Raw genomic sequence first — 13,281 nt, 5'->3', positions numbered from 1 at the left:
CAACCCCGGATCACTTGCGTCCGTAAACGAAAAAACCGCGCACGCGGCGCGGTTTTTTCCTCGGCCAGGGCCGTCAGGCTCAGACCGTGGTCTTCGGCTCGGCAGCGCGCAGGCGGATATGCAGCTCGCGCAGTTGCTTCTCGTCGACCGCGCTGGGCGCCTGCGTCAGCAGATCCTGGGCACGCTGGGTCTTCGGGAAAGCGATCACGTCGCGGATCGAATCGGCACCGGCCATCATGGTGACGATGCGGTCCAGGCCGAAGGCCAGGCCACCGTGCGGCGGCGCGCCGTATTGCAGCGCGTCGAGCAGGTAACCGAACTTGGCACGCGCTTCTTCGTCGTTGATCTTCAGCGCGCGGAACACCTTGCTCTGGATATCCGAGCGGTAGATACGGACCGAACCACCGCCCATTTCCCAGCCGTTCAGCACCATGTCGTAGGCCTTGGCGATGCACTTGCCCGGATCGGTTTCCAGGTACTGCATGTGCTCGTCCTTCGGACTCGTGAACGGGTGGTGCATGGCCACCCAGCGGGCGTCTTCCTCGTCGTATTCGAACATCGGGAAGTCGACCACCCACAGCGGCTTCCACACGTCTTCGAACAGGCCGCTGGCCTTGCCGAATTCCGAGTGGCCGATCTTCAGGCGCAGCGCGCCGATAGCGTCGTTGACCACCTTGGCCTTGTCGGCGCCGAAGAAGATGATGTCGCCGTCCTGGGCGCCGGTGCGCTTCAGGATCTCGGTAATCGCGGCGTCGTGCAGGTTCTTGACGATCGGCGACTGCAGGCCGTCACGACCCTTGGCCACTTCGTTGACCTTGACCCAGGCCAGGCCCTTGGCGCCGTAGATGCCGACGAACTGGGTGTAGGCATCGATCTCGCCGCGCGAGATCGCGCCGCCGCCCGGCACGCGCAGGCCGACCACGCGACCGTTGTCGCTGTTGGCAGGACCCGAGAACACCTTGAAGTCGACGTCCTTCATCACGTCGGTCAGTTCGGTGAATTCCAGCTTCACGCGCAGGTCCGGCTTGTCCGAGCCAAAGCGGGCCATGGCTTCGCGGAACTCCATCACCGGGAACTTGGCGTCCAGGTCGACATCGATGGCGTTCTTGAACACCGTGCGCATCATGTCTTCGAACAGGTCACGGATTTCCTGCTCGGTCAGGAACGAGGTTTCGCAGTCGATCTGCGTGAATTCGGGCTGGCGGTCAGCGCGCAGGTCTTCGTCGCGGAAGCACTTGGTGATCTGGTAGTAGCGGTCGAAGCCCGACACCATCAGCATCTGCTTGAAGATCTGCGGCGATTGCGGCAGCGCGAAGAAGTGGCCCGGGTTCACGCGCGACGGCACCAGGTAGTCGCGGGCACCTTCCGGCGTGCTCTTGCCGAGCATCGGGGTTTCGATGTCGATGAAGCCCTGAGCATCCAGGAACTTGCGCACTTCCATCGCGACCTTGTAGCGCAGGCGCAGGTTGTACTGCATCTGCGGGCGGCGCAGATCCAGCACGCGGTGCGTGAGGCGCGTGGTTTCCGACAGGTTGTCATCGTCGAGCTGGAACGGAGGCGTGACCGACGGGTTCAGCACCGTCAGTTCATGGCACAGCACTTCGATCTTGCCCGAGGTCAGGCCTGCGTTCTCCGTGCCGGCCGGGCGCGGACGCACCTTGCCGGTAATGCGGATGCAGTACTCGTTGCGGATCTCTTCGGCAGCCTTGAACATCTCCGGGCGGTCCGGATCGCACACCACCTGCACGAGGCCTTCACGGTCGCGCAGGTCGATGAAGATCACGCCGCCATGGTCGCGGCGGCGCTGGACCCAGCCGGTCAGGGCCACTTCCTGGCCCGAGAGTTGTTCGGTCACCAGACCGCAGTAGTGAGTACGCATGGAGGACATAGGATATTTCCCGGTAATACGTGACCGCCCGCCGGGCGGCCCGTGATCAATTGGTATGCGAAGGATCGGCCGTCTCGACCTCTGCCTCGCGGCCGGCGCTGGCGCCGGTTGTCCTGGCAGGGTTGACGGGATCCGCCGGGCGGCTCGGGCCGCCGTTTTTGCGGGGCAGGTCCGCCGGTGCCACGACGCCCATCGAAACGATGTACTTGAGCGCGGCATCGACGGTCATGTCGAGTTCGATGGTGTCGGCCTTGGGCATCATCAGGAAGAAGCCCGAGGTCGGATTGGGCGTGGTCGGCACGTACACGCTGACGTATTCGCCCTGCAGGTGGTTCTGCACGTCGCCGCCCGGGCGGCCGGTCAGGAACGCGATGGTCCACGAGCCCTCACGCGGGTACTGCACCAGCAGCGCCTTGCGGAACGCATTGCCCGACGACGACAGCAGCGTGTCGGAGACTTGCTTGACGCTCGTGTAGATCGGGCCCACGACCGGGATGTGGCCCAGCAGCGCTTCCCACCAGCGCACCAGGCGCTGGCCGATGAAGTTGTGCGCGAGCAGCCCGACCAGCAGGATGCACAGCAGCGTCAGGATCGCGCCGAGGCCCGTCACGCGCTTGCCGAACAGCAGCTGGTCCGGACGCCAGGCCTCGGGCAGCAACGCCAGGCTCTGGTCCATGGTGCCGATGATCAGGCTGAGCACCCATAGCGTGATGCCCAGCGGCACGAGCACCAGCAGACCGGTCAGGAACCAGGTCTTCAGCGCGGAGGTTTTCTTTGCGACCACGGCCAGCCTGCGATCAGTGGCAGGCGCAGGCGCTGCCGCAGCCGCCGGCGGCGGGCGCCGCGGAAGCCGTAGTGCTGGCCGACGATTCGGTCGAGGCTGCCGCAGGAGCGGCTGCCGTGTCAGCGGCCGCGCCCGACGTTGCCGGGGCGCTGGCGCCGCCACTGCCGCCGCGGAAATCGGTCACGTACCAGCCCGAACCCTTGAGCTGGAAGCCAGCTGCGGTGAGCTGCTTCTTGAAGGTTCCGGCGGTGCCGCACGACGGGCAATCGGTGAGCGGGGCATCGCTCATCTTCTGCAGCACATCGCGCCCGTGGCCGCAGGCGTCGCAACGGTAGGCATAGATCGGCATGGTATTTATTTCGCGAAAAACTTGGATCGGAACGGTGCGGGCACCGTCCGCGCGACCGCGCACGACGATGCAAAGCCTTGAATTATAAACCCTTACGGGAATGCCTGACGGGAGGAAATGCGGGCACAAAGCGGCACACCTGGCCGCCAGGGGCCAGGATCGGGCAGTCGGGGCATCGTCCCGCCCGGAAGGCGGTCAGGCGATATGCACTTCCTTGACCGGCGCGTGATCCGCAATCCACTGCGGCAGCAGCGAACCGACCACCATGCCGCTGAGCGAGAACATCAGCCCGACCATCTGCGGCGGCACGGTGGCGTCGGCAAACGCGATCTCGCAGGTCAGCCACGAGGCCAGGCCCAGCAGGATGGCGGCCAAACCGCCCTGCCGCGTCGCCGGCTTCCAGAACATGCCGAAGGCAAGCGGCACGAACGACGACACCAGCGTGACCTTGTAGGCATTTTCGACCATATGGAAGATCGAAAGATGCGAGTTCAGCGCGAACAGTGTCACGGTGGCGGTGAAGACCAGCACCACCGTCTGCATCACGCGCAGGAACTGCTTGTCGTCGAGATGGCGGAAATACGGCCGCAGGATGTTCTCGGCAAAGGTCACGGACGGCGCCAGCAGCGTCGCCGACGCGCAGCTCTTGATGGCCGACAGCAACGCGCCGAAGAACATCACCTGCGCGAACATCGGTGCGTGTTGCAGGATCAGCTGCGGCAGGATGAGCTGGGAATCCGCGTTGATGTACTTTTCCACCATGCCCGGATCGATCAGCGTTGCCGAATAGGCCAGGAACATCGGGATGAAGGCGAAGAAGAAGTACAGCACGCCGCCGAGCACCGACGCGCGCCCTGCGATCTGCTCGGTACGCGAAGACGTGACGCGCTGGAATACGTCCTGCTGCGGGATCGAGCCGAGCATCATCGTGAACAGCGCCGCGGCAAACCCGATGATCTGTACGAGATCCAGCGACGGCAGGAACTCGAACTTGCCGGCCGCCGCCGCGTGCGATACCACCGCCGCCACGCCGCCGGCCTGGCCGCTGACCTCGTAGCCGATATAGAGCATACCGACCACGATGATGATCATCTGGATAAAGTCCGTCACCGCGACCGACCACATGCCGCCGAACAACGTATACACCAGCACGCTGGCCGCACCGATCATCATGCCGGCATCCTGCGACAGCGCGCCGTCGGAAACCGTATAGAACACCAGCCCGAGCGCCTTGATCTGCGCCGCCACCCAGCCCAGGTAGGACACCACGATGCACAGCGTGGTCAGCACCTCGGCCAGCCGCCCGTAGCGGTTGTGGTAGTAGTCGCCGATGGTGAGCAGGTTCATCCGGTACAGCGGCCGCGCGAAGAACAGGCCCACCAGGATCAGGCACAGCGACGAGCCGAACGGGTCCGAAACGACCCCCGACAGGCCTTCTTTGAGGAATACCGCGGGAATGCCCAGCACGGTTTCGGAACCGAACCAGGTGGCAAAGACGGTGGCCGTAACGACGTAGAACGGCAGGCTGCGCCCGGCGACGGCGAAATCGGTGGTGTTGCGCACGCGCAGCGCCGCCCACAGGCCGATGCCGACCGAGATTACCCAGTAGATGATGACGAACCAGATCAGCATGCCGCTGCCCTATGCAGAAATTGCCCTTGTGGCGAAAAACCGAATGCCGGGCTGGCCGCTATGTCTGGCACCTGCCTGCCCGGAGTCCAATTCATCGGTCGGGGCCGCTTGAGGGGCATTGTGGCGCCGGTCCCAGAGAGGGATGACGCACTTGGCCTGCGGTCGTAGCCGAATCAAAACGCGGATTATAGCGACGCAGACATTGGCGGGCGAAAAAAATTCCCGACTCGTGCCAATTCACCAGGCCGTGCAGCGCGACGGGCACTGCCCGGGCCGGCGGCTGTTGTTCCGGCGCAAACGAAAACCGCCAGACCCCGGTTAGCGGCCCGAAAGATGCCGTTACACGGATTACACAGAGCCCGTCATCGCCGCACGTAGCCGGGGCATTGATGCAGGCAGGGCCAGTCCTGCCACATCAGGATTGGCCCGGACAACCAGCCAATGAGGAGAAACCGATGTTCCAAGCTCGCACCCGTGTCCTGCGCACCGCCCTGCTGATCGGCGCCGGCCTTGCCGCCGCCGCGTCCACTGCTGCCATGGCGCAGACGGCGGCTGTCACCAACGACGTCCAGCGCGACGTCAACCAGCAGCAGCGCATCGAGAGCGGCCTGAAATCCGGCACCCTGACCACCCGCGAAGCTTCGGGCCTGGAAAAACGCGAAGCGAAGATCGATCGCATGGAATCCAATGCCATGAAGAACGGATCCGTCTCGCCGCGCGAGCAGGCGTCGATCCAGCGTGCCGAGAACCGCGTGAGCCAGGATATCTCCCGCGACACACATAACGGCCAGGTCGGGAACCCGGCCAGCGCTTCTTCACAGCGCATGCAGGCCGATGTCCAGCGCAATATCAACCAGCAGGAGCGCATCCGCAACGGCGTGCAGAACGGTTCACTGACCAATCGCGAAGCCGCTGGCCTGGCGCGTGGCCAGGCTCACGTGGACAACCGCGAGGCCCGGGCCGGACGCAACGGACATGTCGGCGCCGGCGAACAGGGCCGCATCATGGGCGCGGAAGACCGGGCAAGCGGGAATGTCTACCGCGAGAAGCACAACGGTCACCGCCGCGGCTGAAGCCCCGCTCAGTCCGCCCGGCGGCGCCATACCTGCCAGCGCTCCTGCCCCTCGAAGACGGGCAGCGGCGCGGCGGAAGGACGGTCCTCGATCCGCTCGAAGGCGGGTCCCAGCAGGGCATCCAGTTCAGACGCCGGCATGGCGAACGGGGGCCCGCCGCGTTTGTCGCCCAGGAAGAAATAGCCGGCCAGCAGGCCGCCCGGTGGCAGCAGCGCCGCCACACGCTCCGCATAGGATTCGCGCAGGGGCGGCGGCAGCGCGCACAGGAAGGCGCGCTCGTAGATCAGTTCGCAGGCCGGCTCGGGTGTGAAGGCAAAGAAATCCGCCTCGCGCACGATGGCGCCGGCCGGGCCCAATGCGCGCCGGGCCGATGCGACCGCCTGCGGCGAGAAGTCGATGGCAATGACCGGCCAGCCGCGCTCGAACAGCCAGCCCGCCTCCCATCCGTTGCCGCAGCCCGGCACCAGCGTCGGGCATGGCGACCGGCCCGAGATGAACTGCTGGAACTCCTCCGGCACGCCTTGCATGTCCCATGGCGTGAAGTTCTGCTCGAAGCGCTCGTCCCAGAATGCCGGATCCGCCGCATCGCGGGTGTTGAATGAGGGCGGCGCCGGGGCCTTGTCGGCGGACATGTCTTGCCTCCTTCGAGAACGCTGACTACCGCTTACCAGTAGCCGATCCAGCCGATCACGTGCGTGAGCACGATGCCGGCAATGAAACCGCCCACCAGCAGCAGCGCCGTGCCGACCAGCCGGTTGGTACGCCGCTGTTCCGTGACCAGTTGCGCGAGCAGCCGTTCCTGCTCGCCGTTGGTATTGAGCGCACGGCGCTCCAGGAACTGGTGCGCGAGACGCGGGAAATCGGGCAGCATCTTGGCCCACAGCGGCGCCTCGACCTTGATCCGTTCCCACGCGCCCTTCCAGCCGACCTGCTCGTGCATCCAGCGCTCGAGGAACGGCTTCGCGGTTTTCCACAGGTCCAGGTCCGGGTCGAGCTGGCGGCCCAGGCCTTCGATATTGAGCAGCGTCTTCTGCAGCAGCACCAGCTGCGGCTGAATCTCGACATTGAAGCGGCGCGAGGTCTGGAACAGGCGCATCAGCACCATGCCCAGCGAGATTTCCTTGAGCGGTTTATCGAAGTACGGCTCGCAGCAGGCTCGCACCGCGCTCTCGAGTTCCTCCACGCGCGTGTCGGGCGGCACCCAGCCTGATTCCACGTGCAGCAAGGCCACGCGGTGGTAGTCGCGCCGGAAAAAGGCGATGAAATTCTGCGCGAGGTAATTCTTGTCGAACTCCGACAGCGCGCCGACGATGCCGAAATCCAGCGCGATATAGCGGCCGAAGGTCTCCGGCTGGACCGACACCAGGATGTTGCCTGGGTGCATGTCGGCGTGGAAGAAGCCGTCGCGGAACACCTGCGTGAAGAAGATCTCGACGCCCTCTTCCGCCAGCTGGTGCATGTCGACGCCGGCCGCCTTCAGCGATTCGGTGCGCGAGATCGGGATGCCATGCATGCGCTCCATCACGAACACCGTGCTGCTGCACCAGTCCCAGAACACCTCGGGCACGAGCAGCAGGTTGGTATCGGCGAAATTGCGGCGGAGCTGGCTGGCGTTGGCCGCCTCGATCATCAAATCGAGCTCGTCGTGCAGGTATTTGTCGAACTCGGCCACGACCTCGCGCGGCTTGAGGCGCTTGCCATCGGCCCAGAAGCGCTCGAGCCAGGTCGCCAGGTCGCGCATCAGCGCCAGGTCGCTGTCGATCACCGGCAGCATGCCGGGGCGCAGCACCTTCACTGCGACTTCGCGGCCGTGGTTGGGCCCGCCCTTCAGCGTGGCAAAGTGCACCTGCGCGATCGACGCGCTCGCCACCGGCTGGTGCTCGAAGGTTTCGAACAGATCCTCGAGCCGCCGGCCAAGCGAACGTTCGACGATCTTCACGGCGACTGCCGAGTCGAATGGCGGCACCTGGTCTTGCAGCATGGCCAGCTCGTCGGCAATGTCCGGCGGCATCAGGTCGCGCCGGGTCGACAGCACCTGGCCGAACTTGACGAAGATCGGCCCGAGCTTGGTCAGCGCGAGCCGCAGCCGCTCGCCGCGTGGCATGTCGAGCTTGCGGCCGATGGTCATGACGCGGACCAGCAAGCGGATCTTGCGGTTCTGGAAGCCGGACAGCACGAGCTCATCGAGCCCGTAGTACAGGATGACGAAAAGGATCTTGCCGAGGCGCAGAAGGCGGGTCATGCGGCGGTATTCAGGGAACGGTGGTGCTGCGCGGCGCGGGCAGCTGCGAAAGAGGGTGTCATGCGGCGGCGCAATCAGCGATGGGCGGACGGCAAGGCCACCGGCCCGGCGGAACGGGTGCGTTCGAGCCGCTCCAGGCGTTTCTCGAGGCGGGCCAGGTCATCACGCACGCGGCCCACGTCCGAACTGAAATCCTCCAATGCCACGTGGCGCACCAGCGTCGGATTTTCGTCCAGCAGGTATTCGGTCACGTTCTCCACAAGCGTGCGGCCCACACGCGTGGCCTGCTCATGGACCTGGCGCGCGCCATCGACCATGCGCTGGGCCAGGCTGTCGCTGACCGGCCCGCCGAGGATGCCGCGGAACGCGCGCGACAGGTCCTCGGCCGCGTCCCAGCGCAGGTTACGCGCGAGCATGGACACAGTGTTGGCCAGCTCGGCATCGCCCTCCAGGCGCACATGGCGCATCGCCGCAGGCTGGCCGCCGTCCGCCACATCGGCGGCCACGAGCGGCCATTGCTGCAACGGCACCAGCAGCGACACCGCCGGTGCCTCGGCGGCCGGTGCCAGCTCCGTCGTGCCGTCTTCGGTCACCCGCAGCGACAGCGCGAACGCGGCGGCGTCGAAGCGGATCACGCGGCCGGCAAACGGCACGAGTTGGCTGCGGGCCCAGGGCTCCTGTTCGAGCAGGTGGTTCAGCGCGGCAACGGCGGGAGCGGCCAGGGCGGAAGGCAGAGGGTTCATGGCAATGGGCGTGCGGCGCACGGCTGGACAGGCAGGCGTCGCACAGGGCCACGCGCCGCCTCCAAACGGAAAAGGCCCGCGCTTTCGCGCGGGCCCGAGGCTGCTGACAAAGTCAAAAGCTGCGAATGTTGTCTCCCCTCTCCCATTTATGGGAGAGGGGCGGGGGAGAGGGCAGGAGTTGCCACGAAGTGAGGCGTCACGGTGCTTGCCACGCGCCTGCCCTCTCCCCCAACCCCTCTCCCGCAAGCGGGAGAGGGGAGCGAACAATCTGGTACACCAGCTTTGTCAGCAATCTGAGGCCCGCGCCTTCGCGCGGGCCTCCATTCTAAGCTACTCCCCGGCAGCGTCACCGCCATGGGGCACAGACGACACTCAGGATTCTTGCTGGATACCCGCCAGCAGCCAGCCACCCGTGCCGGAAACCGGCTTGGCCAGGTTCCAGACCTCGGCAAACGGCTGCGCCGCTTCGCCGGCGCGCTCGCGGATCATGCCCGAGAAGCGCACGCTGGCCAGGTGCTGGGTCGGCGAGGACTCGATGCCGAGCATCTGCCCTTCAAGCGTGACCACGTCGGTCTTGTTGACTTCCGCACCGCGCTCGGCCAGGTCCATCTTGATCTCGGCGAACATTTCCGGCGTGGTGAACTCGCGGATATCGTCAAGATTGCCGGCGTCCCAGGCCGCCTGCAGGCGCACGAAGTGCACCTTGGCGTTGCGCAGGAATGCTTCGGTGTCGAAGTCGGCAGGCACGCCCCAGGGCTGCTGGGCCACCGCATCGGCAGCGACCGCGGCCGCGCCGGCGGCCGGCATCACCGGATTGCTGGCCGGCGCCGGCGAAGGCGTCTGTTCGCGCAGCATCGGCTCGGCGCTCTTGCCGAGGCCACCCATGCCGCCCGCATTGCCGGCACCGGCGTAAGCCGGCTGCTGGGTGCGCTGGCTGCCGCCACGGAACTTGCGGATCAGCCAGATTGCCACGAACGCGACCAGCGCGATCAGGATCAGGTTGGACAGGAAGCTGGCCGCTGCGCCGGCCAGGCCAAAGTGCGACAGCAGCGCAGCAATACCCACGCCAGCGGCAATGCCGCCCAGGATGCCGGCCCAATTGCGCTTGGGCGTCGCTGCGGCGGCCGCCGCGCCTGCTGCGCCGGCGGTAGCCGGTGCGGCCTGCTGCGCAGGTTGCTGAGCCGGCTGCTGCGACGGCGTCTGCTGTGCAGGCGCCTGCTGGCGCTGCTGCGTCACATTGGACGATTGCTTCCCGATGCTGCGCGAACTGCCCATGCGCTTGGCATTGGCGTCCAGCGCCACGCCCAACGCGATCGCGGCAATTAGCGACCCCACCAGGAATTTTCCGCGAAGTGATGACATATTCAGTGATCCCCTGTCAGTTTCCGCTTAAATTCAGGCTGAGCCGCCAGAATTCAAGCCAGGAATGGCGATTTAATATTTGCGCCCGACGTGGAGCGCCACTACTCCGGCCGTCAGATTGAAGTATTCGACCTTCTCCAGCCCAACTTGTTCCATCAAGCGTACAAGTGAAGTCTGATCCGGATGCATTCTGATCGATTCTGCCAGATAACGATAGCTCGCGGCATCCCCCGCCACCTTTTGCCCCAGCCACGGTAGCACCTGGAAGGAATACACATCGTAGGCCTTTTCCAGCGGCTTCCACACCTTGGAGAACTCCAGCACCATGACCTTGCCGCCCGGCTTCACCACGCGGCGCATCTCGGCCAGCGCGGCGTCCTTGTGGGTCATGTTGCGCAGCCCGAACGCCACCGTGACCAGATCGAAGTAGTTGTCCGGGAACGGAATGTGCTCGGCGTCGCACAGGGCCACCGGCGTAACGATGCCCTTGTCGAGCAGGCGGTCGCGGCCCACGCGCAGCATCGACTCGTTGATGTCGGTCAGCCAGACCTGCCCGGTCGGGCCGGCCTGCTTCGCGAACGCCTTGGCCAGGTCGCCCGTGCCGCCGGCGATGTCCAGCACCTTGTGGCCGGGCCGCACGTTGGCCTGGGCGATGGTGAACATTTTCCACAGCCGGTGCATGCCGCCCGACATCAGGTCGTTCATCACGTCATACTTGCTGGCGACCGAATGGAACACGCCGGCAACCTTGCCGGCCTTATCCGATTCGTCGACCTTCTCGAACCCGAAGTGGGTTTCGCTCATATCTCGGACTCCAGGTACAGAGGGTACAGATCAGTGGTGATGGCCGCAGCCATGACCGCCCGCCGCCGCCATGGGCGTGTCGCGGTCGGCGCCGGCAGCTTCCAGGCGCTTCAGGTAGTCAGCCCAGAGCGCATCCTGCTGGTCGCCAAGGCGGTACAGCAGCTCCCACGAATAGATGCCGGTATCGTGGCCGTCCGAGAAGCTGATCTGGATCGCGTAGTTGCCCACGGGCTCCACGGCGGCAATGCCGACTTCGCGCTTGCCGGTCTGCAGCACTTCCTGGCCGGGGCCGTGGCCCTGCACTTCGGCCGACGGCGAATACACGCGCAGCAACTCGAACGGCAGCCGGAAGCTGCGCCCGTTGTCGAAGCCGATTTCGAGCACGCGCGACTGCGTGTGCACGGTCAGCGCGGTGGGATGGGGAGTATCTTTTTCGAGGCCTGCCATATTGGGTACGCCGGCTTGGGCGCCTGGTGGGTTGGCGTGCCGCGGTCCGCGGTCACGCCTCGCATACGACCCGATAGCTTACCGCAGGCACCCCACCTTGCCCATCTGGCGTGCCGGCACCGTCTTCGAGGACATAGCGCAGCCGGCGGCCGTGGAAGGCCGCCACAGTGCTGCGGTGGGCAATGCTGATGATCGCCGCGTCGGGCAGCGCCTCCACCATCAGGCGGTACATGGCGCCCTCGGTTTCTTCGTCGAGCGCGCTGGTGGCTTCGTCGAGGAACAGGTACTGGGGCTTCTGCAGCAGCGCACGGGCAAACGCCAGCCGTTGCTGCTCGCCCGGCGACAGCCGCAGCGACCAGTTGTCGAACACATCGAGCTGGTCGACGAGTTGCGGCAGCCGTGCCTGGCGCAGTACAGCCTGCAGCGCCTCGCCATCATGGGCCGTGCCCGCGTCCGGATAGGCGAGCGCGTCGGCCAGCGTACCGATCGGCAGGTAGCTGCGTTGCGGCAGGAACAGCATGCTGGCGCCGGCCGGCATGGTGACGGTGCCGGTGCCGTACGGCCAGATCCCGGCCAGCGCCCGGAACAGCACGCTCTTGCCGCAACCGGACGGCCCGCTCACGAGCCAGCGCTCGCCCGGCGCGATAGCGAGCGAGAACGGCGCCACCAGCGGACGCTGGCCGACGTTCGCGCCGCGTTGCGCCCGCACTGGCAGGGCGAGTCCCAGACCGTCGAGGTCGATGCCCGCCTGCGGCTTCCCGGTATGCTCGACCTCGATGTCGCGCGTGCCGGTGTGCGTGACGTCCTGCCGCTCCGCCACGCGGATCGCTTCCTGGAAATCGATCAGACGGTTGGCCGCGGCCTTCCAGCCGACCAGCGTTGCGTAGCTGTCGACGAACCACGACAGCGCGCCCTGCACCTGCCCGAATGCCGAACTGGTCTGCATCAGACCGCCCAGCGTCATCTTGCCGGCGAAGTAGCGCGGCGCCGCGACCAGGATCGGGAAGATGATCGCGAACTGCGCGTAGCCCGAACTCACGAACGTCAGCCGCCGCGTGTAGCGCATGAGCTGGTTCCAGTTCGCACGGATGCGGTCGAAGCGCGCGCGCAGCCCGGCCTGCTCGGTCGGCTCGCCGCGGTACAGCGCCACGGGCTCGCTGTTCTCGCGCAGGCGCACCAGCGTGAAACGGAAATCGGCCTCGTACTGTTCCTGCTGGAAGTTCAAGCCGATCAGCGGCCGCCCAACGAGGTGCGCGATCAGCGAGCCGATCACCGCATAGCCGGCGGCAAACCACACCATATAGCCGGGGATCACGAACTCGTTGCCGCCCAGCGCAATGCTGATCGGGCCCGACACCGTCCACAGGATGCCGACGAAGGACAGCAGCGTCACCACGGAATTGAGCAGCCCCAGCGACAACGACAGCGCGCCGTCGGTGAACTGGCGCAAATCATCGGCAATCCGCTGGTCGGGGTTGTCGGTGGTGTGCGTCTGCTCGATGCGGTAGTACGCCTGGTGCCCCATCCAGTGGCCCATGAACTGGCCCGTCATCCAGGTGCGCCAGCGCATCTGCAGCATCATCGTGTAGTACTGCCGCGAGATCGCGGCCACGATGAAGAACGCCGCGATCCACGAGAAGCGCAGCAGCAACACCTTGAACGAAGCGTAGTCGCGCTGCTCCAGCGCGTTGTAGAACACGCGGTTCCACTCGTTGAGCAGCACGTTGATGTAGACGATGCCCAGGTTGAGCGCGACCACCAGGGTCAGCAGGCCCAGCCCCGCCTTGCGGTCTTCGGACTTCCAGTAGGGCTTGATCAGCGCCCAGGTCGCGGCCATGCGCAGCCGGCTCTGGATCTTGAGGGCCTTGGCGGGAACGGCCGGGCCCGGTACGGTGACGGAAGTCGGTGTGGTGGACATAGCGGCTGCGGTACGCCCGCGGCGCTACGGCGGGCTTGT

General features: G+C 65.9%; 12 protein-coding genes. 1 reads left to right on the top strand and 11 read right to left on the bottom strand.

Features of this window, described 5'->3' with window-relative positions; all coding sequences use genetic code 11:
- Window positions 1-79 precede the first annotated feature (79 nt).
- From aspS to KHO41_RS14335, 4 genes are all read right to left on the bottom strand, one after another.
- The gene (aspS, locus tag KHO41_RS14350; protein WP_211953952.1) at window positions 80-1,888 is read right to left on the bottom strand and encodes an aspartate--tRNA ligase; all 1,809 of its coding nucleotides are present in this window, start codon (window positions 1,886-1,888) and stop codon (window positions 80-82) included.
- Between the two features lie 46 nt (window positions 1,889-1,934).
- A complete protein-coding gene (locus KHO41_RS14345; protein WP_211953951.1) occupies window positions 1,935-2,672 on the bottom strand; it encodes a DUF502 domain-containing protein in 738 nt (245 codons plus the stop codon).
- Window positions 2,673-2,685: 13 nt separating this feature from the next.
- Window positions 2,686-3,021, bottom strand: a complete 336-nt coding sequence (locus tag KHO41_RS14340; RefSeq protein WP_211953950.1) for an FmdB family zinc ribbon protein — start codon at window positions 3,019-3,021, stop codon at window positions 2,686-2,688.
- Between the two features lie 195 nt (window positions 3,022-3,216).
- Complete coding sequence (locus KHO41_RS14335; protein WP_211953949.1) at window positions 3,217-4,653, bottom strand: sodium:solute symporter family protein; 1,437 nt, start codon at window positions 4,651-4,653, stop codon at window positions 3,217-3,219.
- A gap of 455 nt (window positions 4,654-5,108) precedes the next feature.
- Here KHO41_RS14335 and KHO41_RS14330 point away from each other — a divergent pair, with 455 nt between their 5' ends.
- On the top strand, window positions 5,109-5,726 hold the full coding sequence (locus KHO41_RS14330; RefSeq protein WP_244873845.1) for a hypothetical protein: 618 nt from the start codon (window positions 5,109-5,111) through the stop codon (window positions 5,724-5,726).
- A gap of 8 nt (window positions 5,727-5,734) precedes the next feature.
- Here the strand turns inward: KHO41_RS14330 and KHO41_RS14325 are convergent, their stop codons facing one another.
- From KHO41_RS14325 to KHO41_RS14295, 7 genes are all read right to left on the bottom strand, one after another.
- On the bottom strand, window positions 5,735-6,358 hold the full coding sequence (locus tag KHO41_RS14325) for a methyltransferase domain-containing protein (RefSeq protein WP_211953948.1): 624 nt from the start codon (window positions 6,356-6,358) through the stop codon (window positions 5,735-5,737).
- 32 nt (window positions 6,359-6,390) lie between these two features.
- Window positions 6,391-7,968 carry a ubiquinone biosynthesis regulatory protein kinase UbiB gene (ubiB, locus tag KHO41_RS14320; RefSeq protein WP_211953947.1) on the bottom strand — a complete coding sequence of 526 codons (1,578 nt, stop codon included), beginning with the start codon at window positions 7,966-7,968 and terminating at the stop codon, window positions 6,391-6,393.
- A 74-nt stretch (window positions 7,969-8,042) separates the two neighbouring features.
- Window positions 8,043-8,711 carry a ubiquinone biosynthesis accessory factor UbiJ gene (locus tag KHO41_RS14315; protein ID WP_211953946.1) on the bottom strand — a complete coding sequence of 223 codons (669 nt, stop codon included), beginning with the start codon at window positions 8,709-8,711 and terminating at the stop codon, window positions 8,043-8,045.
- Between the two features lie 372 nt (window positions 8,712-9,083).
- Entirely contained in the window at window positions 9,084-10,073 is a 990-nt protein-coding gene (locus tag KHO41_RS14310) for a Tim44 domain-containing protein (RefSeq protein WP_211953945.1), read from the bottom strand.
- A 72-nt stretch (window positions 10,074-10,145) separates the two neighbouring features.
- Entirely contained in the window at window positions 10,146-10,877 is a 732-nt protein-coding gene (ubiE, locus tag KHO41_RS14305) for a bifunctional demethylmenaquinone methyltransferase/2-methoxy-6-polyprenyl-1,4-benzoquinol methylase UbiE (RefSeq protein ID WP_211953944.1), read from the bottom strand.
- Window positions 10,878-10,907: 30 nt separating this feature from the next.
- Window positions 10,908-11,324 (bottom strand): gamma-butyrobetaine hydroxylase-like domain-containing protein, encoded by a 417-nt coding sequence (locus KHO41_RS14300; RefSeq protein WP_211953943.1) that lies wholly within the window; start codon window positions 11,322-11,324, stop codon window positions 10,908-10,910.
- A gap of 52 nt (window positions 11,325-11,376) precedes the next feature.
- A complete protein-coding gene (locus tag KHO41_RS14295) occupies window positions 11,377-13,242 on the bottom strand; it encodes an ABC transporter ATP-binding protein/permease (protein ID WP_211953942.1) in 1,866 nt (621 codons plus the stop codon).
- Between the last annotated feature and the right edge of the window lie 39 nt (window positions 13,243-13,281).

It is taken from the genome of Cupriavidus numazuensis, assembly GCF_905397435.1.
In the GTDB taxonomy this organism is placed as follows: domain Bacteria; phylum Pseudomonadota; class Gammaproteobacteria; order Burkholderiales; family Burkholderiaceae; genus Cupriavidus; species Cupriavidus numazuensis.
This window is presented reverse-complemented; position numbering and strand designations above follow the sequence as displayed.

Bases quoted from the DNA above. Each gene is read 5' to 3' on its own strand.
- aspS (WP_211953952.1), bottom strand. From the start codon at position 1,888: ATGTCCTCCATGCGTACTCACTACTGCGGTCTGGTGACCGAACAACTC.
- KHO41_RS14340 (WP_211953950.1), bottom strand. From the start codon at position 3,021: ATGCCGATCTATGCCTACCGTTGCGACGCCTGCGGCCACGGGCGCGAT.
- KHO41_RS14335 (WP_211953949.1), bottom strand. From the start codon at position 4,653: ATGCTGATCTGGTTCGTCATCATCTACTGGGTAATCTCGGTCGGCATC.
- KHO41_RS14330 (WP_244873845.1), top strand. From the start codon at position 5,109: ATGTTCCAAGCTCGCACCCGTGTCCTGCGCACCGCCCTGCTGATCGGC.
- KHO41_RS14325 (WP_211953948.1), bottom strand. From the start codon at position 6,358: ATGTCCGCCGACAAGGCCCCGGCGCCGCCCTCATTCAACACCCGCGAT.
- ubiB (WP_211953947.1), bottom strand. From the start codon at position 7,968: ATGACCCGCCTTCTGCGCCTCGGCAAGATCCTTTTCGTCATCCTGTAC.
- KHO41_RS14315 (WP_211953946.1), bottom strand. From the start codon at position 8,711: ATGAACCCTCTGCCTTCCGCCCTGGCCGCTCCCGCCGTTGCCGCGCTG.
- KHO41_RS14310 (WP_211953945.1), bottom strand. From the start codon at position 10,073: ATGTCATCACTTCGCGGAAAATTCCTGGTGGGGTCGCTAATTGCCGCG.
- ubiE (WP_211953944.1), bottom strand. From the start codon at position 10,877: ATGAGCGAAACCCACTTCGGGTTCGAGAAGGTCGACGAATCGGATAAG.
- KHO41_RS14300 (WP_211953943.1), bottom strand. From the start codon at position 11,324: ATGGCAGGCCTCGAAAAAGATACTCCCCATCCCACCGCGCTGACCGTG.
- KHO41_RS14295 (WP_211953942.1), bottom strand. From the start codon at position 13,242: ATGTCCACCACACCGACTTCCGTCACCGTACCGGGCCCGGCCGTTCCC.